The sequence below is a fragment of the Agrobacterium sp. 6Ca8 genome, assembly GCF_055382765.1.
In genome coordinates this window covers 1432471-1451732 of the sequence record NZ_AP026433.1, presented here as the reverse complement: position 1 = coordinate 1451732, position 19262 = coordinate 1432471, and the positions used below count along the sequence as shown (strand labels likewise).

The 19262-nt window shown below is 59.0% G+C and carries 19 protein-coding genes; 8 read left to right on the top strand and 11 right to left on the bottom strand.

Going from position 1 to position 19262, the window contains the following annotated elements; genetic code table 11:
- The first annotated feature begins 144 nt into the window (after window positions 1-144).
- Genes glmS through ACZ5A6_RS07185 form a run of 3 tightly spaced genes read left to right on the top strand, consistent with a single transcriptional unit; the run spans window position 145 to window position 3153 of the window.
- Window positions 145-1971, top strand: coding sequence for a glutamine--fructose-6-phosphate transaminase (isomerizing) (gene glmS / locus ACZ5A6_RS07195; RefSeq protein ID WP_111799528.1), 1827 nt, complete (start codon window positions 145-147; stop codon window positions 1969-1971).
- Window positions 1968-2471, top strand: coding sequence for a GNAT family N-acetyltransferase (locus ACZ5A6_RS07190; protein WP_174061392.1), 504 nt, complete (start codon window positions 1968-1970; stop codon window positions 2469-2471). The genes glmS and ACZ5A6_RS07190 overlap by 4 nt, the downstream gene beginning before the upstream one ends.
- 13 nt (window positions 2472-2484) lie before the next feature.
- Complete coding sequence (locus ACZ5A6_RS07185) at window positions 2485-3153, top strand: DUF502 domain-containing protein (protein ID WP_003515749.1); 669 nt, start codon at window positions 2485-2487, stop codon at window positions 3151-3153.
- 3 nt (window positions 3154-3156) lie between these two features.
- Here the strand turns inward: ACZ5A6_RS07185 and ACZ5A6_RS07180 are convergent, their stop codons facing one another.
- Genes ACZ5A6_RS07180 through recG form a run of 4 tightly spaced genes read right to left on the bottom strand, consistent with a single transcriptional unit; the run spans window position 3157 to window position 6239 of the window.
- Entirely contained in the window at window positions 3157-3540 is a 384-nt protein-coding gene (locus tag ACZ5A6_RS07180) for a type II toxin-antitoxin system VapC family toxin (RefSeq protein WP_112674246.1), read from the bottom strand.
- Window positions 3537-3794 carry a type II toxin-antitoxin system Phd/YefM family antitoxin gene (locus tag ACZ5A6_RS07175; protein ID WP_003515745.1) on the bottom strand — a complete coding sequence of 86 codons (258 nt, stop codon included), beginning with the start codon at window positions 3792-3794 and terminating at the stop codon, window positions 3537-3539. The genes ACZ5A6_RS07180 and ACZ5A6_RS07175 overlap by 4 nt, the downstream gene beginning before the upstream one ends.
- A gap of 54 nt (window positions 3795-3848) precedes the next feature.
- Window positions 3849-4121 carry a hypothetical protein gene (locus tag ACZ5A6_RS07170; RefSeq protein WP_003515743.1) on the bottom strand — a complete coding sequence of 91 codons (273 nt, stop codon included), beginning with the start codon at window positions 4119-4121 and terminating at the stop codon, window positions 3849-3851.
- A gap of 12 nt (window positions 4122-4133) precedes the next feature.
- Window positions 4134-6239 (bottom strand): ATP-dependent DNA helicase RecG, encoded by a 2106-nt coding sequence (gene recG / locus ACZ5A6_RS07165; RefSeq protein WP_174061391.1) that lies wholly within the window; start codon window positions 6237-6239, stop codon window positions 4134-4136.
- Between the two features lie 187 nt (window positions 6240-6426).
- On the opposite strand from recG, the gene ACZ5A6_RS07160 reads away from it, so the two are divergent.
- The 3 genes from ACZ5A6_RS07160 to ACZ5A6_RS07150 all read left to right on the top strand — a co-directional run bounded on the left by ACZ5A6_RS07160 (window position 6427) and on the right by ACZ5A6_RS07150 (window position 10959).
- Window positions 6427-6738: an FAD assembly factor SdhE gene (locus ACZ5A6_RS07160; RefSeq protein ID WP_003515739.1), complete on the top strand. Its 312-nt coding sequence runs from the start codon at window positions 6427-6429 to the stop codon at window positions 6736-6738.
- Between the two features lie 3 nt (window positions 6739-6741).
- Window positions 6742-10239, top strand: a complete 3498-nt coding sequence (gene mfd / locus ACZ5A6_RS07155) for a transcription-repair coupling factor (protein WP_464111073.1) — start codon at window positions 6742-6744, stop codon at window positions 10237-10239.
- 375 nt (window positions 10240-10614) lie between these two features.
- Window positions 10615-10959: a hypothetical protein gene (locus tag ACZ5A6_RS07150; RefSeq protein ID WP_013636325.1), complete on the top strand. Its 345-nt coding sequence runs from the start codon at window positions 10615-10617 to the stop codon at window positions 10957-10959.
- A 57-nt stretch (window positions 10960-11016) separates the two neighbouring features.
- Here the strand turns inward: ACZ5A6_RS07150 and ACZ5A6_RS07145 are convergent, their stop codons facing one another.
- The 3 genes from ACZ5A6_RS07145 to ACZ5A6_RS07135 are packed head-to-tail and all read right to left on the bottom strand — an operon-like array spanning window position 11017 to window position 14556.
- A complete protein-coding gene (locus ACZ5A6_RS07145) occupies window positions 11017-11949 on the bottom strand; it encodes a DMT family transporter (RefSeq protein WP_003515734.1) in 933 nt (310 codons plus the stop codon).
- Window positions 11950-12000: 51 nt separating this feature from the next.
- On the bottom strand, window positions 12001-12669 hold the full coding sequence (locus ACZ5A6_RS07140; protein WP_003515731.1) for a DsbA family oxidoreductase: 669 nt from the start codon (window positions 12667-12669) through the stop codon (window positions 12001-12003).
- 39 nt (window positions 12670-12708) lie between these two features.
- Window positions 12709-14556: an extracellular solute-binding protein gene (locus ACZ5A6_RS07135; protein ID WP_013636324.1), complete on the bottom strand. Its 1848-nt coding sequence runs from the start codon at window positions 14554-14556 to the stop codon at window positions 12709-12711.
- 322 nt (window positions 14557-14878) lie between these two features.
- Here ACZ5A6_RS07135 and ACZ5A6_RS07130 point away from each other — a divergent pair, with 322 nt between their 5' ends.
- Window positions 14879-15532 (top strand): invasion associated locus B family protein, encoded by a 654-nt coding sequence (locus ACZ5A6_RS07130; RefSeq protein WP_013636323.1) that lies wholly within the window; start codon window positions 14879-14881, stop codon window positions 15530-15532.
- Window positions 15533-15659: 127 nt separating this feature from the next.
- On the opposite strand, the gene hspQ is transcribed toward ACZ5A6_RS07130, so the two are convergent.
- The 4 genes from hspQ to ACZ5A6_RS07110 all read right to left on the bottom strand — a co-directional run bounded on the left by hspQ (window position 15660) and on the right by ACZ5A6_RS07110 (window position 18923).
- Entirely contained in the window at window positions 15660-15989 is a 330-nt protein-coding gene (gene hspQ / locus ACZ5A6_RS07125) for a heat shock protein HspQ (RefSeq protein ID WP_003515726.1), read from the bottom strand.
- A gap of 89 nt (window positions 15990-16078) precedes the next feature.
- Window positions 16079-17002, bottom strand: coding sequence for a DMT family transporter (locus ACZ5A6_RS07120; RefSeq protein WP_075807527.1), 924 nt, complete (start codon window positions 17000-17002; stop codon window positions 16079-16081).
- A gap of 98 nt (window positions 17003-17100) precedes the next feature.
- Window positions 17101-18510: a type I glutamate--ammonia ligase gene (gene glnA / locus ACZ5A6_RS07115; protein ID WP_174061389.1), complete on the bottom strand. Its 1410-nt coding sequence runs from the start codon at window positions 18508-18510 to the stop codon at window positions 17101-17103.
- A gap of 74 nt (window positions 18511-18584) precedes the next feature.
- Window positions 18585-18923 carry a P-II family nitrogen regulator gene (locus tag ACZ5A6_RS07110; protein ID WP_003515720.1) on the bottom strand — a complete coding sequence of 113 codons (339 nt, stop codon included), beginning with the start codon at window positions 18921-18923 and terminating at the stop codon, window positions 18585-18587.
- Between the two features lie 89 nt (window positions 18924-19012).
- Here ACZ5A6_RS07110 and ACZ5A6_RS07105 point away from each other — a divergent pair, with 89 nt between their 5' ends.
- Window positions 19013-19168 (top strand): hypothetical protein, encoded by a 156-nt coding sequence (locus ACZ5A6_RS07105; RefSeq protein WP_003515718.1) that lies wholly within the window; start codon window positions 19013-19015, stop codon window positions 19166-19168.
- Window positions 19169-19262: the final 94 nt, after the last annotated feature.

Sequence of the window (19262 nt, the reverse complement as noted above, 5' to 3'; positions counted from 1 at the left end):
GGTTAAAGCATTTCCAGTAAAGGTGCGCAGCGGTTTTACGTCCGGAAATGCATCAGAACAAAAAAGTGGTGTATTTTCGCATTTCAGGGAAAGGCGGAAATACTCTGGAAGTTTCGGTGAAGAGATCGCCGTCTGGAGAAATATATGTGCGGAATTGTCGGAATTGTCGGAACGCAGCCCGTTGCTGAACGGCTTGTCGATGCGCTGAAGCGCCTCGAATATCGCGGTTACGATTCGGCGGGTGTTGCCACCATCGACAATGGCGCGATGGACCGTCGCCGGGCGGAAGGCAAGCTGTTCAATCTGGAAAAGCTGGTCTCTGAAAAGCCGCTGCCAGGTGTCGTCGGCATCGCGCATACGCGCTGGGCGACGCATGGCGTGCCGAACGAAACCAACGCCCACCCGCATTTCGTCGAAGGCGTTGCCGTCGTTCATAACGGCATCATCGAAAACTTCTCTGAACTGCGCGAGGAACTGAGCGCCGAGGGTGCAACCTTCACCACCCAGACCGACACCGAAGTGGTGGCGCAGCTTCTGGCAAAATACACCCGCGAAGGGCTTGGCCATCGCGAGGCGATGCTGAAGATGCTGAACCACGTGACCGGTGCCTATGCGTTGGTGGTGATGTTTCAGGACGATCCCAATACGCTGCTTTCGGCGCGCTCCGGCCCGCCGCTTGCCGTCGGTTACGGCAGGGGCGAGATGTTCCTGGGGTCCGACGCGATCGCGCTTTCGCCTTTCACCAATGAGATCACCTATCTGGTAGATGGCGACTGCGCCATCGTGACCCGTGACGGTGCGGAAATCATCGATTTCTCCGGCAAGCCGGTGAAACGCGAGCGCCAGATTTCGCAGGCGACGGCTTTCGTGGTCGACAAGGGCAACCACCGCCATTTCATGGAAAAGGAAATCTACGAGCAGCCGGAAGTCATTTCCCATGCGCTTAGCCACTATGTGGATTTCGCCTCCAAAACCGTGAAGGATGCCGACACGGCAATCGATTTCGCCAGGCTTTCCGGCCTTGCCATTTCTGCCTGCGGCACGGCCTATCTTTCCGGACTCATCGGCAAATACTGGTTCGAACGTTACGCGCGCCTGCCGGTGGAAATCGATGTCGCATCGGAATTCCGTTACCGCGAGATCCCGCTCGTTCCCACGCAGGCCGCGCTGTTCATTTCGCAATCGGGCGAAACCGCCGATACGCTGGCGGCCTTGCGTTACTGCCAGCAAGAGGGACTGAAGATCGGCGCAGTGGTCAATACACGTGAATCGACCATGGCGCGCGAATCGGATGCGATCTTTCCGATCCTCGCCGGCCCGGAAATCGGCGTGGCCTCCACCAAAGCCTTCACCTGCCAGCTTGCCGTGCTCGCTTCGCTCGCGGTTGCCGCGGGCAAGGCGCGCGGTACGCTTAAGCCGGGCGAGGAAAAGGAGCTTGTGCAGCAGCTTATCGAGATGCCGCGCATCATGAGCAAGGTGCTGAACCTCATCCAGCCGCAGATCGAGGCGCTGTCGCGCGATCTGTCGCGCTTCAAGGATGTACTTTATCTCGGCCGAGGCACCAGCTTCCCGCTGGCGCTGGAGGGCGCACTGAAGCTCAAGGAAATTTCCTATATCCATGCCGAAGGATATGCAGCCGGCGAGCTGAAGCATGGGCCAATCGCACTGATCGACGAGAACATGCCTGTCATCGTCATCGCGCCGCATGACCGCTTTTTTGAAAAGACCGTTTCTAACATGCAGGAAGTGGCCGCGCGCGGTGGCCGCATCATCTTCATCACCGACGAGAAGGGTGCCGCTGCCTCCAAGCTCGACACCATGGCGACGATCACGCTGCCCAATGTCGACGAGCTGATCGCGCCGATGGTCTTCTCGCTGCCGATCCAGCTGCTGGCCTATCACACCGCCGTCTTCATGGGCACGGATGTGGACCAGCCACGCAATCTGGCGAAATCGGTGACGGTGGAATGACCATCCGGCCGGAGCGGCAAGGTGATGAAGAGGCGATTGCTCGCGTTACGGAAGATGCCTTCCGTAACGTCGACTACAGCGACAAGACGGAACATGTGATCATCGAACGGCTTCGCAAGGCCGGTGCGCTGACTGTTTCTCTGGTTGCCGAGGACAGCGAAGGCATCATCGGCCATATCGGTTTTTCACCGGTAACACTGTCGGGCGGCGAGACCGGCTGGTTCTGTCTTGCGCCCTTATCGGTGGCGCCGGACCGGCAAAGGCAGGGTGTCGGCTCAGGGCTGGTTCGGGAAGGGCTTGCCGCGCTGGACCGTCTGAGTGCTTCTGGCGCAGTTGTCGCTGGCGATCCGGACTATTACGGCCGCTTCGGTTTTCGCCATGTTGAGGGCCTGAGCGGCAAGGGGATTCCTGACGAATATTTCACAGTTCTTCGCTTGCATGGCGGAACTCCATCCGGCATTGTCGGTTTTCATCCGGGTTTCGATAGCGACAACGCTTAATTCCGAACGGTAAATGACCGATATTCCAGTCAAAATTTCATTCGCAGCCCGTCTGCGCAACAGCTTCCTCACGGGCGTCCTCATCCTAGCGCCCGTCACCATCACCATGTGGCTGGTATGGAGCTTCCTGCAATGGGCGGATAGCTGGGTTAAGCCATATATTCCCGCCCGTTACGATCCCGAGCAATATTTCGATGTGGCGATCCCCGGCTTCGGCCTGCTGATCGCCGTCATCGGCATCACGCTCATCGGCTTTCTCGGCAACAACCTCATTGGCAAATGGATCGTCGGCGTCGGCGAATCCGTTCTCAACCGCATGCCGCTGGTGCGGCCGATCTACAAGAGCATCAAGCAGCTGTTCGAATCCGTCCTGAAAGAGCATTCGAACTCTTTCAAGAAGGTCGGCCTGATCGAGTTTCCGTCACCCGGCACCTGGGCGATGGTATTCGTATCCTCGGAGGTCAAGGGAGAGCTTGCCCATCGCTTCAACGAGATGGGCCAGGAGATGGTTGCCGTCTTCCTGCCACCGACTCCGGTGCCGACGGCGGGTTTCCTGCTGTTCGTGCCGAAGGACAAGATCGTGATGCTGGACATGACACCGGAAGACGCGGCGAAACTGCTGATTTCAGGTGGACTGGTGGCTCCGGATTTCACGCCGCCGAAAATGATTGCGCCGGTTTGAGCGTTACAGGAGGCCGCTGATATCTGTTTGCGAAAAGTCGTTGCCGACATAAAGCAAAGGGCAGCCTTCAGCTTTTGCCAGCTCATAGGCAAAACAATCTCCGAAATTCAGCCCGGCGGGGTGAATACCCTTTCCCCAGACGCGATAGGCTTCCGAAATGCCACGGATTGATTTAGCAGTAACGGGTTTGATTTCGACGCTCAGCCCTTCGATCAGCATCTCGAGTTCCCGGCTGCGGCCACGTCTTTGCGCTACGATAACAGCTTCGGCAAGCGTACCGGCGGATATCAGCAATGGTTCATCCGTATCGAGAGCCATGGCACATGCATCTGCTGTGGGTTCATCAAGCAGGATTGCAAGCAGAGCAGATGTATCGATGACCATCATTTTGGAAGGCCGTGCTCGTCGTAAAGGAAATCCTGACTATGCGCGGCATCCGGGCCATCGTCGCTCTTGGTCGCGACGGCCGCGCGCACTTTATCAAGCACGGCCCTGCGGGATTTTTTATCCGCCACAACAACCACTGGAACCAGCCGCACTGCTGCATGACCATGCCGGGTGAGAATGATTTCGTCCCCGGCCTCGGCGCGTCGTACCAATTCTGTCAGTTGGCCTTTTGCATCAGTTACGGATATCTGCATGGCTATCCTTAAGCGTTAAATCTCGCTTTAGATTAGTCTATTGAATGGACCAAATCAATCCTCGTCATCGAGATCATCCACCTCTGTTCCCGTCGTGGTCGCATGGAACACGGGGACGAAAAGCCGCATATAGACCAGCCGCACGCTCCAGCCCTGTTCCAGTGCCTCTGTCCATGCCTTCTTGCGGCCGGGCTTTTTGAAGGCCTTGCCGATCGCTTTCTTCTGGCTTTTGGCGAAGGTGTCGGGTTGCAGGATGTTTTGCGGCGAGCAGAGCGCGTAGCCCTTTCTGAAGGCGGGCGGTGGGCGGCGTGGGTCGATCATGTTCATGGCGGTTCACTTTCAGCCGGCGTGCAGGAAGCGGATAGCTTCGTCGCGGCGGTGCAGATAGAGCAGGGTGCGCAGGCTTTCGCCGCGCGGGCCGGTCAGTTCGGGGTCGCGCTCGATGACATAGGCGGCGTCCTTGCGGGCGATTTCCAGGAGATCGGCATGGGCTTCGAGGCTGGCGATGCGGAAGCCCGGGGTGCCGGACTGGCGGGTGCCGAGGAGTTCGCCTTCGCCGCGCAGCTTCAAATCCTCTTCCGCAATCAGGAAGCCGTCCTCGCTGTCGCGCAGGATGGAAAGTCGGGCGCGGCCGTTTTCGCTGAGCGGCCCCTTGTAGAGCAGGATGCAGGTGGAGGCCTCGTCACCGCGTCCAACCCGGCCACGCAGCTGGTGAAGCTGGGCCAGGCCGAAACGTTCGGCATGTTCGATGACCATGATCGTGGCGTCCGGAACGTCGACACCCACTTCCACCACTGTCGTTGCCACCAGCAGCCGGGTTTCGCCGTTCTTGAAAGCCAGCATGGCGGCGTCCTTCTCCGGGCCGCTCATGCGCCCATGGATGAGACCGATATTGACACCGAGCATCTGCGAGAGAACCGCATGTCGTTCTTCCGCCGACATCAGGTCGGACTCTTCCGTCTCCTCCACCAGCGGGCAGATCCAGTAGGCCTTCTTGCCCTCCTTCAGCGCGGCGCGCAGCCGCTCGACGATGTCGCCGATGCGCTCTGTGGGGATTGTCACGGTCTGGATGGGTTTTCGGCCAGCCGGTTTTTCGGTGAGTTTTGATACATCCATGTCGCCGAAGGCGGCCAGCACCAGCGTGCGCGGAATGGGCGTGGCGGTCATAACAAGCATATGCGGCGTGATGCCCTTGGCGGTGAGACGCAGGCGCTGGTGTACGCCGAAACGGTGCTGCTCATCCACCACGGCCAGCACGAGGTTCTTGTAACTCACGCTGTCCTGGAACAGCGCGTGGGTGCCGATGACGATCTGTGCCTCACCGGAGGCCACGCGTTCTTCGATCTCGCGACGCTCCTTGCCCTTGGTGCGGCCGGTCAGCACCTCAACCGTGATGCCCGCGGCATCGGCGAGTTTGGAGATGGTGGCGAAATGCTGCCGGGCAAGAATTTCGGTCGGGGCCATCAACACCGCCTGTCCTCCGGCCTCGACGGCGGTTGCCATAGCCATCAGCGCCACCAGCGTCTTGCCCGCGCCGACATCGCCCTGCAACAGCCGCAACATACGGTCCTCGCTGGCCATATCGGTCAGGATATCTTTCACCGAGGCATTCTGGCTCGGCGTCAGGGAGAAGGGTAGTTGCGACAGGATTTTTGCAGCAATGTCCCCCTTGGCGCGGATCGGCTGGCCCGCGACCTTGCGCAGTCTTTGCCGCACCAGCGCCAGCGATAATTGTCCGGCGAGGAATTCGTCATAGGCAAGCCGTCGGCGCGCCGGGGCCTGTGGCTCTATATCGGCGCTGTCGCGTGGGTCGTGCAACTCACGGAAGCTCGATGCCACGTCGCCGAACCCCTGCCGGGTCTTCAGCGTTTCGTCGATCCATTCGGGAAAGACCGGCAGTTTCGAAAGTCCGCCTTCAATTGCCCGCCGCAGCACCTTCGGAGACAGCCCGGCTGTCATCGGATAAACGGCTTCGACCAGCGGCAGGTTCTCGGCCTCGGAGAGTTTCACCATGAAATCCGGATGCACCATGGAGGCGCGGCCGTTGAACCAGTCCACCTTGCCGCTGACGAGAACCTCTTCATCGACGGGCAAGGCCTTGGAAAGCCAGTCTCCCTTGGCGCGGAAGAAGGTGAGCGCCAGTTCCCCGGTCTCGTCATGCAGGAAAACACGGTAGGGCGCGGAACGATTGCCTGGTGGAGCTGGCTGATGCCGGTCGACACGTCCCTGAATGGTGACAATGGCGCCGGGAGCGGCAAGCGCGATGCCCGGGCGGTTGCGCCGGTCGATGACGTTTGATGGCGCGTGGAACAGAAGATCGATCACGCGGGTGTCGTTGGCATTTTCCCGGCTCAGCAGTTTGGCCAGAAGGTCGGCAAGCTTCGGCCCCACACCGGCAAGGGTGGAGACGGAAGCAAATAGCGGATCGAGAATGGCGGGACGCATGCTCAGCAAAATCGGGGAAGGGGACGCGTTATGCAAGACGTGGCGCCCGACAAAGGCTGTTTATCACCGGCAGATTTTAGCCGCCGTGGCATTATTTCGATAAAAACCGGTTCCAAGCGTTCGCCTCCTGTTCTATAGGAGGGCGCAATCAACATCCTGTTGAATAGCCAACCGAAAGGTGAATGCGATGACTGGACTGGTGCGCACGAGCGCCGACCTCGATCCGAGGCGCAGGCGGATACTTTACCGCTGCTGGCACCGGGGCATTCGCGAGATGGATCTGGTGCTCGGGCAATTTGCGGAAGACAATATTGCCGGGCTTTCCGACGATCAGCTCGACGAGCTGGAAATCATCATGGCGGAAGAGGATAACGACCTCGTCAAGATGGTGACGGGTGCCCTGCCGGTGCCGGAAAAATTCCAGACCCCGTTGTTCGAGAAGATCGCCTCTTACCGTCCCGATTTCGATCTCGTCACAGCCGAAACCCTGAAGGCCTGAAACATGATAGCCGGATTCGATGCAAAGCTGGTGGCGTCGGCCGATACGCCGCTGACCATCGGAAACGTGCCCTCCGGCATGGAAGCCCTGCTGCTCGCCGATATGGCGCGGGCGGGAACATCGGTGGCTTACGTGATGTCGGACGGCCAGCGGGTCGCCGATCTCGAACAGATTCTTGGTTTTGTCGCGCCGGATATTCCGGTGTTGACGCTGCCGGCCTGGGATTGTCTGCCTTATGATCGCGTGTCACCGAGTGCTGACACCTCGGCGCGCCGGCTCGCGGCACTTGCCGGCCTCATCAATCACGCCAAGAAACCGCATCCGGCCATCGTTCTCGTCACCGTCAACGCCATGCTGCAGAAGATGGCGCCGCGCGACGTTATCGAGAGCCTGGGCTTTTCGGCCAAGCCCGGCAACCAGATCCGCATGGAGGACATCGCCGCGCGGCTGGAGCGCAACGGTTTCGACCGGGTGGCGACGGTGCGTGAAGTGGGTGAATTCGCCGTGCGCGGCGGCATTCTCGATGTCTTCGTGCCGGGCACCGAAGAGCCGGTGCGGCTCGATTTCTTCGGCGATACGCTGGAAAGCATCCGCACCTTCGATCCGGCCAGCCAGCGCACCATCGCACAGGCGCGCTCGCTTGATCTTAATCCGATGAGCGAAGTGACGCTGACGCCGGATACGATCGGCCGGTTCCGTAAGAATTACCTGTCGCTATTCGGTGCGGCGACGCGCGACGACGCGCTTTATCAGGCCGTCTCCGAAGGCCGCCGTTATGCCGGTATGGAGCACTGGCTGCCGCTGTTTTACGAAGAGCTGGAAACCGCCTTCGATTATCTCAGCGGTTTCCGTATCGTCACCGACCATACGGCGCGCGAGGCGGCGAAGGAACGCTCCAAGCTGGTCCTCGATTATTACGAGGCGCGGCGGGCTTCCGGCGAGACCAAGGGCTCGACGCAGGGCGCGCCTTACAAGCCGGTATCGCCTGGGCAAATCTATCTCGACGGCAAGAGCTTCGAGGCGGCGCTTGCGAGCGTCAATGCGGTGCGGCTGACGCCTTTCAACGAACACGATAGCGAAGGTCGCCCGGTCGCGACGCTTGATGCCCATGTTGGTCCGCGCTGGGCACGTCCACCGACGGAAGGCGACAGCGAAGAGCGGGTCAATGTTTTCGATCTGGCGGTAAAGCACATTGCCGAGCGCCGGGCCAAGGGCTGGAAGGTTTTGATCACCGGCTGGTCGGAAGGTTCGCTCGACCGGCTGTTGCAGGTCTTGAACGAACACGGGCTTGAGAAGATCAAGCCGGTGACATCGCTGAAAGAGGTGGAGAAACTCGGCAAGGGTGAGGCGGCTTCGGCGGTGCTGAGCCTCGAAGCCGGGTTTGAGACCGGAACGCTCGCTATCATCGGCGAGCAGGATATTCTTGGCGACCGCATGGTGCGCCGTTCCAAGCGCCGCAAGCGCGGCGCGGATTTCATCGCGGAAGTGGCGGCGCTGGACGAAGGCTCGCTCGTGGTTCACGCCGAACACGGCATCGGTCGCTTCGTCGGTTTGCAGACCATCGAGGCAGCGGGCGCGCCGCGCGCCTGTCTGGAACTGCATTATGCCGACGACGCCAAGCTGTTCCTACCGGTCGAAAACATCGATCTTCTCTCGCGTTATGGTTCTGATGCCGCGGAAGCCACACTCGACAAGCTCGGTGGCGGCGCATGGCAGATGCGCAAGGCCAAGCTCAAGAAGCGCCTGCTTGATATGGCCGACGAGCTTATCCGCATTGCAGCCGCGCGTCTGGTGCGCCACGCGCCGGCGCTTATCGCACCGGACGGGCTTTACGACGAGTTTGCCGCCCGTTTCCCCTATGACGAGACCGAGGACCAGCTGAACGCCATCGACGCTGTTCGCGACGATCTCGGTGCCGGGCGGCCGATGGATCGCCTGATCTGCGGTGATGTCGGTTTCGGCAAGACCGAAGTGGCCTTGCGCGCCGCTTTCCTTGCCGCCATGAATGGCGTTCAGGTGGCGGTGGTGGTGCCGACCACGCTTCTGGCGCGACAGCATTTCCGTACCTTTTCCGAACGGTTTCGCGGTCTGCCGATCCGGGTGCAGCAGGCCTCGCGCCTTGTGGGTTCGAAGGAGCTTGCGCTCACCAAGAAGGAAGTGGCTGATGGAAAGACCGACATTGTCGTCGGCACCCATGCGCTGCTCGGTGCGGGCATAAGCTTCGCCAATCTCGGCCTGCTGATCATCGATGAGGAGCAGCATTTCGGGGTGAAGCACAAGGAGCGGCTGAAGGAGCTGAAAAGCGACGTGCATGTGCTGACGCTGTCGGCAACACCCATTCCGCGCACCTTGCAGCTGGCCATGACCGGCGTGCGCGAGCTGTCGCTCATCACCACGCCGCCGGTGGACCGCATGGCGGTTCGCACCTTCATTTCGCCCTTCGATCCGCTGGTAATCCGTGAAACGCTGATGCGCGAGCATTATCGCGGTGGCCAGAGCTTCTATGTCTGCCCCCGCCTTGCCGATCTCGCTGATATCCATGCATTCCTGCAGTCGGATGTGCCGGAACTGAAAGTGGCGGTGGCGCATGGCCAGATGGCGGCGGGTGAACTCGAAGACATCATGAACGCCTTCTATGACGGCAAATACGATGTGCTGCTTTCGACCACCATCGTCGAATCCGGCCTCGACGTGCCGACCGCCAATACGCTGATCGTGCATCGTGCCGACATGTTCGGTCTTGCCCAGCTTTACCAGCTGCGTGGCCGTGTTGGTCGTTCCAAAGTCCGCGCCTTTGCGCTGTTCACCCTGCCGGTCAACAAGGTGTTGACGACGATGGCGGAGCGGCGGCTGAAAGTGCTGCAATCGCTCGACACACTCGGCGCCGGTTTCCAGCTTGCCAGCCACGATCTCGATATTCGCGGCGCGGGCAATCTGCTTGGCGAAGAACAGTCCGGCCACATCAAGGAAGTCGGCTTCGAGCTTTACCAGCAGATGCTGGAAGAGGCCGTGGCCGAAGTTAAGGGTGACGAAGAGGTGCGCGACAGCGGCTGGTCGCCGCAAATCTCGGTCGGCACCTCGGTGATGATCCCGGAAGACTACGTGCCGGATCTGCATCTGCGCATGGGTCTCTACCGCCGTCTCGGCGAGCTTGCGGATATAGGCGAGATCGACGGTTTCGGCGCAGAAATGATCGACCGTTTCGGCCCGCTGCCGAAGGAAGTTCAGCATCTGCTCAAGATCGTCTACATCAAGTCGCTCTGCCGCACGGCCAATGTCGAGAAGGTGGATGCCGGGCCGAAAGGCGTGGTTGTGCAGTTCCGCAACAAGGAATTCCCCAATCCGGCAGCGCTTGTCGGTTATATCGGCAAGCAGGGCTCGATGGCGAAAATCCGCCCGGACCACAGCCTGTTCCTGAACCGCGATCTGCCGACGCCGGAAAAACGGCTGGCGGGTGCGGCGATGGTCATGACGCAATTGGCGGAGCTGGCTCGGTCGTAGATTTAAGCCTTTGGGGGGGGGCGGTGGGTGTGGCTTACCCCACTTCTGCCCTGCCGGGCATCTCCCCCACAAGGAGGGAGATCGGCAAGACGCGCTGTCACCACTTCATTCTCTAACGTTGATATAGGCAAAACCTTGCCGCATATCGATCTCCCCACCTGTGTGGGAAATGCCCGGCAGGGCAGAGGGGGTAAGCCACCCATCGTCGGCTCATTTCCATTAGCCAATCCCTCGAAAACTCCACTCACTGCCTTCAGCGAAAATTACCGCGATGTAACGAAACGGACATGTATCGGTAGTCTTCGCGGGCGTAATCTTTCCTTCATACCCGGTGCGGCGGATCGTAAAGCCGCCGGGTCTTGAAGGAGCAGGACGATGTGGACCAACATCAACAGGTTTGCCACCGCTGGTCTGGTTGCTTTGACAATTGCGGGCACCACAATTGCCACCACCAGTCAGGCGGAAGCGCGCAATAATTTCGGCCGCGGCCTTGCCGCCGGGATCGCAGGAACGATCATTGGCGGAGCGCTCATCGCCGGGGCAAGGCATCCCGGTTACGCTTATGGCCCCGCTTATTATGCACCGGCCTACGGTCCACCCGTCTACGCCGCGCCAGCTTATGGACCGCCTGTTGTTTACCAGCCGGTTTATCCTCGCTGCCACGTGGCCTGGCGACAGAACGCCTGGGGCGACATGTATCGGGTCAGGGTTTGTGATTGATCGAATGCCATGCCAGCGACGCAAACATGCGTCGCTGGTTCTCATGCATTTTCGACTTTAGCGCTCGTCTTCCGGCGTGATCCCGACGGCCACATTCTGGTCGGTCGCGGCGATGGAGGCGGGAAGCGGCACTTTTCGCTGCTTCTCGCGGATCAGCGTCAGCAGGCCGGAGCCGACGATCAGGGCGATGCCCATCAACATCCAGCCATCAATGCGGTCGCCGAAGATCAGGTAACCGAACAGGATGGCCCAGAGCATCTGGCTATATTGCGTTGGGCCGATCATGGCGGCGGGCGCATATTGGGCAGCATACATGACAAGCACATTGCCAAGTGCCCCTAACAGTCCATATCCCGCCAGCAGCAACCATTGTTCGCCGCCCGGCATGATGAAGGTCGGCACCATGGCGATGCCGCTGATGGTAAGACAGCCCAGTACGCCGGCCCCATACAGCGAGACGTTTTTTTCCGACGGACCCATGGCCCGGAAGATGACGATGCTGAGTGCGCCGCTGAAGCCACCGATGATGGCGCCGATATGGCCGATGCCGAGTTCACGGAAACCCGGCCGCAGGATGACCAGCACCCCGAGGAAACCGATGATGACCGCAGACCAGCGGCGGATGCCCACCTGTTCCTTCAAAAACACCACCGACATGATGGTGACGAACGAGGGAAGCAGGAAGATCAGCGCAAAGGCTTCGGCCATGGAAAGATGGGTGAAAGCGGTGACGCTGCCGACGGCACCCGTACCGGCGGCGAAAAATCGGATGATCCATAAAGGCCGGTTGGTCGTCTTCACCACATCCACCCAGCGATCATTGCGCTTGCGGATGAAGGGCAGGGCGATGAGGCCGAACAGGGCGCCGAAGAAGGCCGATTCGATCGGCGAAATCTGGCCTTCTATGAGTTTAACGCTCGCGTCGCTCCAAGCGTAGGCAGCGAAGGCGGCAAAGGCAAGCAGAATGCCTTTCAGGGTCTGGTCGGACACGGGAAAACACCAACAGTTTATCAATTACGGCAAGCTGCCGGTGTTCGACCGTCAGTTCATCGACTTATGCTCGTCCGCCTTGATTTTTGCAATATCCCGCAGTGCAGCAATCAATACATCAGGCGTTTGTGCACCGCTGATGGCGTATTTCTGGTCAACGATAAAGAACGGTACGCCGGAAACACCCATTTGCTGCGCCGCGTCAATTTCGGCAATCACCGTGTCCTTGTCCGCATCCGATGCCAGAAGCCGTGTTACCACCTTGGCGTCCATGCCCGCCTTTTCGGCGATATCGGTCAGCACGGCGTGATCGCCGATATTGCGGCCTTCCTCGAAATTCGCCTTGAACAAAGCGGTGACGATCCTTTCCTGAACGTCACGGCCTTCAGCATGGGCCCAGAGCGACAGGCGATGTGCGTCGAGCGTGTTCGGGCCAATCTTTATTGCATCGAAATCGTAGTGGATGCCGACCTGTTTGCCGAGTTCAACCAGCGAGGCATGGGCCTGCTCGAGACGCTCCTTGCCGAGCTTTTCCTCAAGCGCGGCCTTCTGGTCAACGCCTTCAGGCGGGTAATCCGGGTTGAGCCGGTAAGGTCGCCAGTTCACGTCGACGCTGATTTCGTCCTGCACCTCGGCAATGGCAAGATCGAGCCTTGCCTTGCCCAGATAGCACCAGGGGCAGACCATATCCGATACGACGTCGATAACGATGCGTTCCATGGCTTTATCTTCCGTTGTCTTGGACCGGGCAGGGGCGGGTTATTGCGCCCGCGCATCCCACCAGGTCTGTTTCTGATTGCCTGATATCGGGGTCATATCCGGGCGGTCGATATATTTCCAGCGGGCTATCCATTGCGCGCCGATGTAGTAGAGCGGAATGACATAGTGGCCGGCGACGAGAAGACGATCATAACCACGCACTGCCGCCTGAAAATCCTCCGTGGATCGGGCCTGCAACAGGGCCTCGATCATGCGGTCGATGTCGGGGCTGGCCGCACCCGCATAGTTGAAGCTGCCCTGCGCATCCCGCGACAGTGAACTCCAGCGGTTGAGCTGCTCGGCGCCCGGCGAGAGGGATGAGGGCAGGGACCGGATGATCATGTCGTAATCGAAGCTGTTGGAGCGTGCCTGATATTGGCCATCGTCAACGGAGCGGATGCCCATGGCGACACCGATCAGGTTCAGCGAACGCTGATAGGCAAGCGCTATGCGTTCCTGCGCCGGGTTCTGCGTCATGATTTCGAATGCGAGCTGGCGGCCATTGGCGTCGGACATCCTGCCGTTCTTGATGCTGTATCCGGCCTCTTTCAGCTTATCGACGGCAAGCTTCAGGACCTTGCGGTCCGCGCCGGTCCCGTCGGTGGTGGGCATGGCGTAGGTTCCCGCCAGAAGTTCCGGCGGCATGCTCTTGGCCGCATCGCCAAGCAGCGCAAGTTCGCGCTCATCTGCGGCATTGCCATAGGCGCCGAGCGCTGAGTTCTGCCAGTAGCTTTGCGTACGCTTGAAGGCGCCGCCGAGAATGTTCTTGTTCATCCACTCGAAATCGAGCGCATAGGACAGGCCCTCACGCACCTTTTCGTCTGCAAAGACCGCGCGGCGGGTATTAAAGACAAGGCCGAACATGCCCGATGGCAGGCGCGGCTGGAACACATCCTTGACGATATCGCCGCGATGAACGGCGGGGAAGTTGTAGGCCTGGCCCCAATGGGACGTATCGGAGGTGCCGTTGATGGCGTCGCCTTCGGGATAGATGTCGATATCACCTTTCTTGAAGGCCTCGAACATGGTGGTGACCTGAAGGAAATAGGTGATGCTGATCTCGTCGTAATTCTCGAAGCCGACTTTGCTCGGGATATCCTTGCCCCAATAGTCCGGGTTGCGCTCCCAGATGATTCGTTCACCCGGTCGCAATGTCTTGATTCGGTATGGACCCGACCCGACAACAGCGCCGAGGCCCGCCTGCTCGAATTTTTCCGGATCGATCGCGTGTTTCGGCAAAATAGGGGTGGAAGAGGCGAGAATGAGCGGCGTTTCGCGGTTCGCCCTGTCGTTAAAGGTGAAGCGGACGCCGTGTTCGCCGATCTTTTCCAGCTTCGCCACGCCGTCTAGGCGGCTGTTGAACGGCGGACGGCCTTTTTCCTTCAGGAGATTGAATGTGAAGATAACATCGTCAGGCGTCACCGGCTCGCCATCCGACCACTTGGCCTTGGGATTGATGTTGAACTGCGTGAAGGTGCGTTCTTCGTCCCACTCCACGGTTTCCGCAAGCAGGCCGTAGAGGCTGAAAGGCTCGTCGCTCGAGCGCTGCATCAGCGGCTCGTAGAGGAGATTGCCGAATTCAGGGTCCCAGACGCCGCGCGCCGTGGTGCGCATTCCCTTGAGAACAAAGGGGTTGAGGCTGTCAAAGGTGCCGACGACACCGTAGGATATGCGACCACCTTTTTTCACGTCCGGATTGACATAAGGGAAGTGCCGGAAGTCGGCGGGAAGTTCCGGCGTGCCGTGCATGGAAATGCCGTGAAGCGGCTGCGCTACGGCAATTTCCGGAGAAAGCAGGGCCGTTCCCCAAAGAAACAATGCGGGGATTAGGGCCGCAAGCTTGCGCATGTCACTATCCTGTCTCAACTGTCGGTCCGTTTTGTCGTGGTGGTCGGTTATCGTCATGATTGGTTTTTTGTTATGATTCTGGCGAATATGTAGCACAAGCCCATGGCTGGACCCATGCGAGGGCGGGAAATCTTGGGTTGCCTCAAGAAAAAGTTAAAGAAGTGCTGGATATCGCCGCGAACGGCATGTAACAGGGTGGCCGGAAGAGACGGGTCACGCATTTGCCTCATTTAAACGACAGTTGAACGGGCAGAAGGATACCGCCATCGGCGAGCAGGACCCGCGGTTCTGTTCTGGCAGACATTCAGGAGACGGAACTCTTATGATGCAAAAGGCAAACACATTCACCCGGACAGCTCTGTCCGCTCTCGTTCTTTCCCTGGGCGCGGTTTCCGCTCCGGCCATCTCGCAGGCACAGGATGCTCCCGCCAATCAGGGCGCTGGCGCTCCGCCGCTCGGCTGGTTCAAGACCTGCTCCAAGCAGGAAGACAACGATGTCTGCGTCGTGCAGAACGTGGTTCTTGCCCAGAACGGCCAGATGATCACTGCCGTCGGCCTCATCACTGTAGAGGGCAAGGTCAACCGCAAGCTGCTCCAGGTTTCCGTTCCGACCGCGCGTCTCATTCCCCCGGGTGTGATGATGCAGATCGACGGTGGCAAGGGTCAGAAGCTCGATTACGCTGTTTGCCTTCCCGACAAGTGCACGGCTGAAGTTCCGCTGACGGACGCCATGATCGCGTCGCTGAAGAAGGGCAACGAGATCGTCTTCACCTCGATCAACTTCCGCCGCGCGCCGAACCCCATCAAGATCGCGCTTACCGGCTTTACCGGCGCTTATGACGGTGCGGCTATCACCCAGTCGCAGCTCGCAGAAAGCCAGCGCAGCCTTCAGGAAGGCATGCAGAAAAAGGCCGAAGAGGCTCGCAAGAAGCTGGAAGCTGCTCAGGACGCCGCAAAGGGCGCGCCGAAGCCCTGATCTCTTTACGAGAACACGAAAAAACCGGCCTGTTTTCAGGCCGGTTTTTTTATGCGCGGTTTTGATCCGACGTATTTTCAGTCAAAGCGCACAGCGCCCTTATGATTGTTATCAAATCGGGCGTGCGCTAATGCGCCAGCGACATTTTCGGCCGCCACTCGCCGTTGGGCGCCTTGTCGAACATCCGCTCGATATTGCGGTTGCGGAGCGGCGCCTCGTTTTCATCGTGGACGAGGTTTTGTTCGGATACGTAAGCGACATATTCCGTCTCATCGTTTTCCGCCAGAAGATGGTAGAAGGGCTGGTCGCGCTCCGGGCGAATATCGGCGGGGATGGCGTTCCACCACTCTTCCGTATTGGCATATTCCGGATCCACGTCAATCACCACACCGCGGAACGGAAACACCTTGTGGCGGACGATCTCGCCAAGCGTAAATTTTGCGTCTCTTTGTTTCATGGTATGAACTTCCTTTCCCACTAATAGTTGGGTGCGGAATGGGAAATATCAAGGGCTAGCGGTATCCGGCCCTTTTTCCCGTGATGCTCTTAAGCGACCCTGCGGCCGATCGGTGCGGTGGCGATGACGACGCCGCCGGTAACCAGCACGATGCCGATGGCGTGATATGTTTCAAACGTTTCACCAAGGAAAAGCGTGGCCATGACAATCGAGACGGGTGGCATCATGTAAAGCGTGATGCCTGCCGTGGCGGGGCCAAAAACGCGGACCGTATGGGTGAAGCAATAAAAGGCAAGCAGCGAGGCGAACAGGATGATGCCGCCGATCTTGGCCCAGGCGATGGCCGTCGCCGGCAGCAAGCCACCATGCGCCAGTTCGACCGCTGCCGGCGGGAGCAGGACCAGCGCGCCGGAGAAGGCGATGAGGCCGAAAAGGCTGAACGAGGCCATCTGCCGCGCCGCGGGATCGCGCAACAGCAGCGAATAGACCGCAAACGCAATCGCTGCCGTCAGAATGGCAAAATCGCCAATGTTGAATTTCATCTGCCAGAGAGCGGACATATCGCCCTTGAGCACGATTGCCGCCACGCCCGCAAAAGCGATGATCATGCCCGCCACTTCGAGCCTGCGGATCGGGCGGCCCTGAAAGATGCGCTGAAACAGGATGATGAATAGCGACGAAGTCGTATAGATCAACGTACCGTTGGCAGCCGTCGTCATTGTGAGGCCCCAATAGACCACGCCACCGCAGACGCCCATGCCGAGAATGCCGAGAACGAGCCAGAGCAGCGTTTTCTGGCGCACGAAGGCGAGGCAGTTCCGCCAGTCGGCGATCATGAACGGAGCGATGATGAGGCTCGATCCGATCCAGCGAATGAAGGCGGCAATGAAGGGCGAGACCTCGCCGATGACGCCGCGGCCGAAAATGATGTTGCTGGAGAAAAAGAACGGTACCGCCAGAAAGATGAGCCAGTCCGTGAGGCGCGTTTGCTGAGAGGCTGGCTTGATCGACATTGTTCGCGACATTGCTGGGCATCAAAAGAAAACGGCGGCTTTCCAGGGGAAAACCGCCGAGCGGGAAGGGACGCCTCTAAAGGCGTCCCAAATGCCGGTCAGGCCGAGTAGTACATGTCGAATTCGACCGGATGCGGGGTCATTTCGAAGCGCATGACTTCCTGCATCTTCAGCTCGATGAACGAGTCGATCTGGTCGTCGTCGAACACGCCGCCTGCGGTCAGGAACTTGCGATCCTTGTCGAGGCTTTCCAGCGCTTCGCGCAGCGAGCCGCAGACGGTCGGGATCTTTTTCAGTTCCTTGGCAGGAAGGTCGTAAAGGTCCTTGTCCATTGGCTTGCCGGGATGGATCTTGTTCTTGATGCCGTCGAGGCCGGCCATCAGCATGGCCGCAAAACCGAGATAGGGGTTCTGGGTCGGGTCCGGGAAGCGGACTTCGACGCGCTTTGCCTTCGGGTTGGAGCCAAAGGGAATGCGGCACGATGCGGAGCGGTTACGGGCGGAATAGGCCAGCAGAACCGGAGCTTCATAACCCGGCACCAGACGCTTGTAGGAGTTGGTGGTGGGGTTGGTAAAGGCGTTGATTGCCTTGGCATGCTTGATGATGCCGCCGATGTAGTACAGGCAGTTTTCAGACAGGCCGGCATATTCGTCGCCAGCAAAGGTCGGCTTGCCGCCCTTCCAGATCGACTGGTGCACGTGCATGCCCGAGCCGTTGTCGCCGAAGATCGGCTTCGGCATGAAGGTTGCCGTCTTGCCATAGGCATTGGCGACCTGATGCACGACGTACTTGTAGATCTGCATCTTGTCGGCGCTGGATACCATGGTGTCGAACTTCACGCCCAGCTCGTGCTGCGCGGAGGCGACTTCGTGGTGGTGCTTTTCGACGACGACGCCCATTTCAGCGAGAACCGTCAGCATTTCGGAACGCATGTCCTGCAGGCTGTCGATCGGGGGAACCGGGAAGTAACCGCCCTTGACGCGCGGACGGTGGCCAAGGTTGCCAGTTTCGTAATCCGTGTCGTCGTTGGACGGCAGTTCCGACGAGTCCAGCTTGAAGCCGGTGTTGTAAGGGTCTGCCTTGTACTTCACGTCGTCAAAGACGAAGAATTCCGGCTCGGGGCCAACGAAGATGGTGTCGCCGATACCGGAGGCCTTGAGGTAGGCTTCGGCCTTCTTGGCGGTGCCGCGCGGGTCGCGGTTATAGGCTTCGCCGGAAACCGGGTCGAGAATGTCGCAAAGGATGACGAGGGTCGACTGGGCGAAGAACGGATCGGTATGGGCAGTTGCCGGATCGGGCATCAGCACCATGTCGGATTCGTTGATGGCCTTCCAGCCGGCGATCGAGGAGCCGTCGAACATGACGCCATCGGCGAACATGTCTTCGTCTACGGAGACAACATCCATGGTGACATGCTGCAGCTTGCCCTTGGGGTCGGTAAAGCGCAGGTCCACGAACTTGATGTCGTTATCCTTGATCTGCTTCAAGATATCGTTTGCGGTCGTCATTTAAACGTTTTCCTTGAGTGTGGTGGTGACGAGGTGAAAAACCTGAGCCTCCCCGGCTCAGGACCTGGTTCCGATTATATGGCGTCCACGCCTGTTTCACCGGTACGGATTCGGATGACTTCCTCGACGTTGGAAACGAAAATCTTTCCGTCGCCGATACGTCCGGTCTGTGCCGCATTGCGGATAGCCTCAATGACGGCTTCCGCATTTTCGTCCGCCAGTACGACTTCGACTTTCACTTTCGGCAAAAAGTCCACAACGTACTCTGCTCCGCGGTAGAGTTCCGTGTGGCCCTTCTGACGACCAAAGCCTTTTGCTTCCGTGACCGTGATTCCCTGAAGTCCGACTTCCTGAAGGGCTTCCTTCACTTCATCGAGCTTGAAAGGCTTAATGATCGCTTCGATCTTTTTCATGAGAAAATATCTCTCCGCTTCTCCCGTTAAAGCAGGTTATTCCCGCTCTGCCACAAGAATGCACGTATTGTGCCAGATCGGAAGCGGGCTTGAAGAAAAAACTTCGCTTGCCCGGCTTTCTGGCACAAAATGCATTCGCTTTTTGTGGTTTTCCAGCCAATTTCTCGCCAAAACCCGAAAAATCCGTCATCAATTCTGTCGGTTTTCCTTATTTTAGTTATGTTGAATATTTCGGAATGCACTGACGGCGTTTTGTTGATTTGTTTATATTTTATGCATTTGATTATTATTTCGCCGCAGCCATTTGCTTATTTTTGTATCGATTGCCTTTCCGGCGTT

Bases quoted from the DNA above. Each gene is read 5' to 3' on its own strand.
- glmS (WP_111799528.1), top strand. From the start codon at position 145: ATGTGCGGAATTGTCGGAATTGTCGGAACGCAGCCCGTTGCTGAACGG.
- recG (WP_174061391.1), bottom strand. From the start codon at position 6,239: ATGCGTCCCGCCATTCTCGATCCGCTATTTGCTTCCGTCTCCACCCTT.
- ACZ5A6_RS07110 (WP_003515720.1), bottom strand. From the start codon at position 18,923: ATGAAAAAGATCGAAGCGATCATTAAGCCTTTCAAGCTCGATGAAGTG.
- ACZ5A6_RS07120 (WP_075807527.1), bottom strand. From the start codon at position 17,002: ATGTCGATCAAGCCAGCCTCTCAGCAAACGCGCCTCACGGACTGGCTC.
- ACZ5A6_RS07175 (WP_003515745.1), bottom strand. From the start codon at position 3,794: ATGCAGATATCCGTAACTGATGCAAAAGGCCAACTGACAGAATTGGTA.
- ACZ5A6_RS07130 (WP_013636323.1), top strand. From the start codon at position 14,879: ATGATGCAAAAGGCAAACACATTCACCCGGACAGCTCTGTCCGCTCTC.
- hspQ (WP_003515726.1), bottom strand. From the start codon at position 15,989: ATGAAACAAAGAGACGCAAAATTTACGCTTGGCGAGATCGTCCGCCAC.
- ACZ5A6_RS07180 (WP_112674246.1), bottom strand. From the start codon at position 3,540: ATGATGGTCATCGATACATCTGCTCTGCTTGCAATCCTGCTTGATGAA.
- ACZ5A6_RS07160 (WP_003515739.1), top strand. From the start codon at position 6,427: ATGACTGGACTGGTGCGCACGAGCGCCGACCTCGATCCGAGGCGCAGG.
- ACZ5A6_RS07190 (WP_174061392.1), top strand. From the start codon at position 1,968: ATGACCATCCGGCCGGAGCGGCAAGGTGATGAAGAGGCGATTGCTCGC.
- ACZ5A6_RS07185 (WP_003515749.1), top strand. From the start codon at position 2,485: ATGACCGATATTCCAGTCAAAATTTCATTCGCAGCCCGTCTGCGCAAC.
- ACZ5A6_RS07150 (WP_013636325.1), top strand. From the start codon at position 10,615: ATGTGGACCAACATCAACAGGTTTGCCACCGCTGGTCTGGTTGCTTTG.
- ACZ5A6_RS07170 (WP_003515743.1), bottom strand. From the start codon at position 4,121: ATGAACATGATCGACCCACGCCGCCCACCGCCCGCCTTCAGAAAGGGC.
- mfd (WP_464111073.1), top strand. From the start codon at position 6,742: ATGATAGCCGGATTCGATGCAAAGCTGGTGGCGTCGGCCGATACGCCG.
- ACZ5A6_RS07140 (WP_003515731.1), bottom strand. From the start codon at position 12,669: ATGGAACGCATCGTTATCGACGTCGTATCGGATATGGTCTGCCCCTGG.
- glnA (WP_174061389.1), bottom strand. From the start codon at position 18,510: ATGACGACCGCAAACGATATCTTGAAGCAGATCAAGGATAACGACATC.
- ACZ5A6_RS07135 (WP_013636324.1), bottom strand. From the start codon at position 14,556: ATGCGCAAGCTTGCGGCCCTAATCCCCGCATTGTTTCTTTGGGGAACG.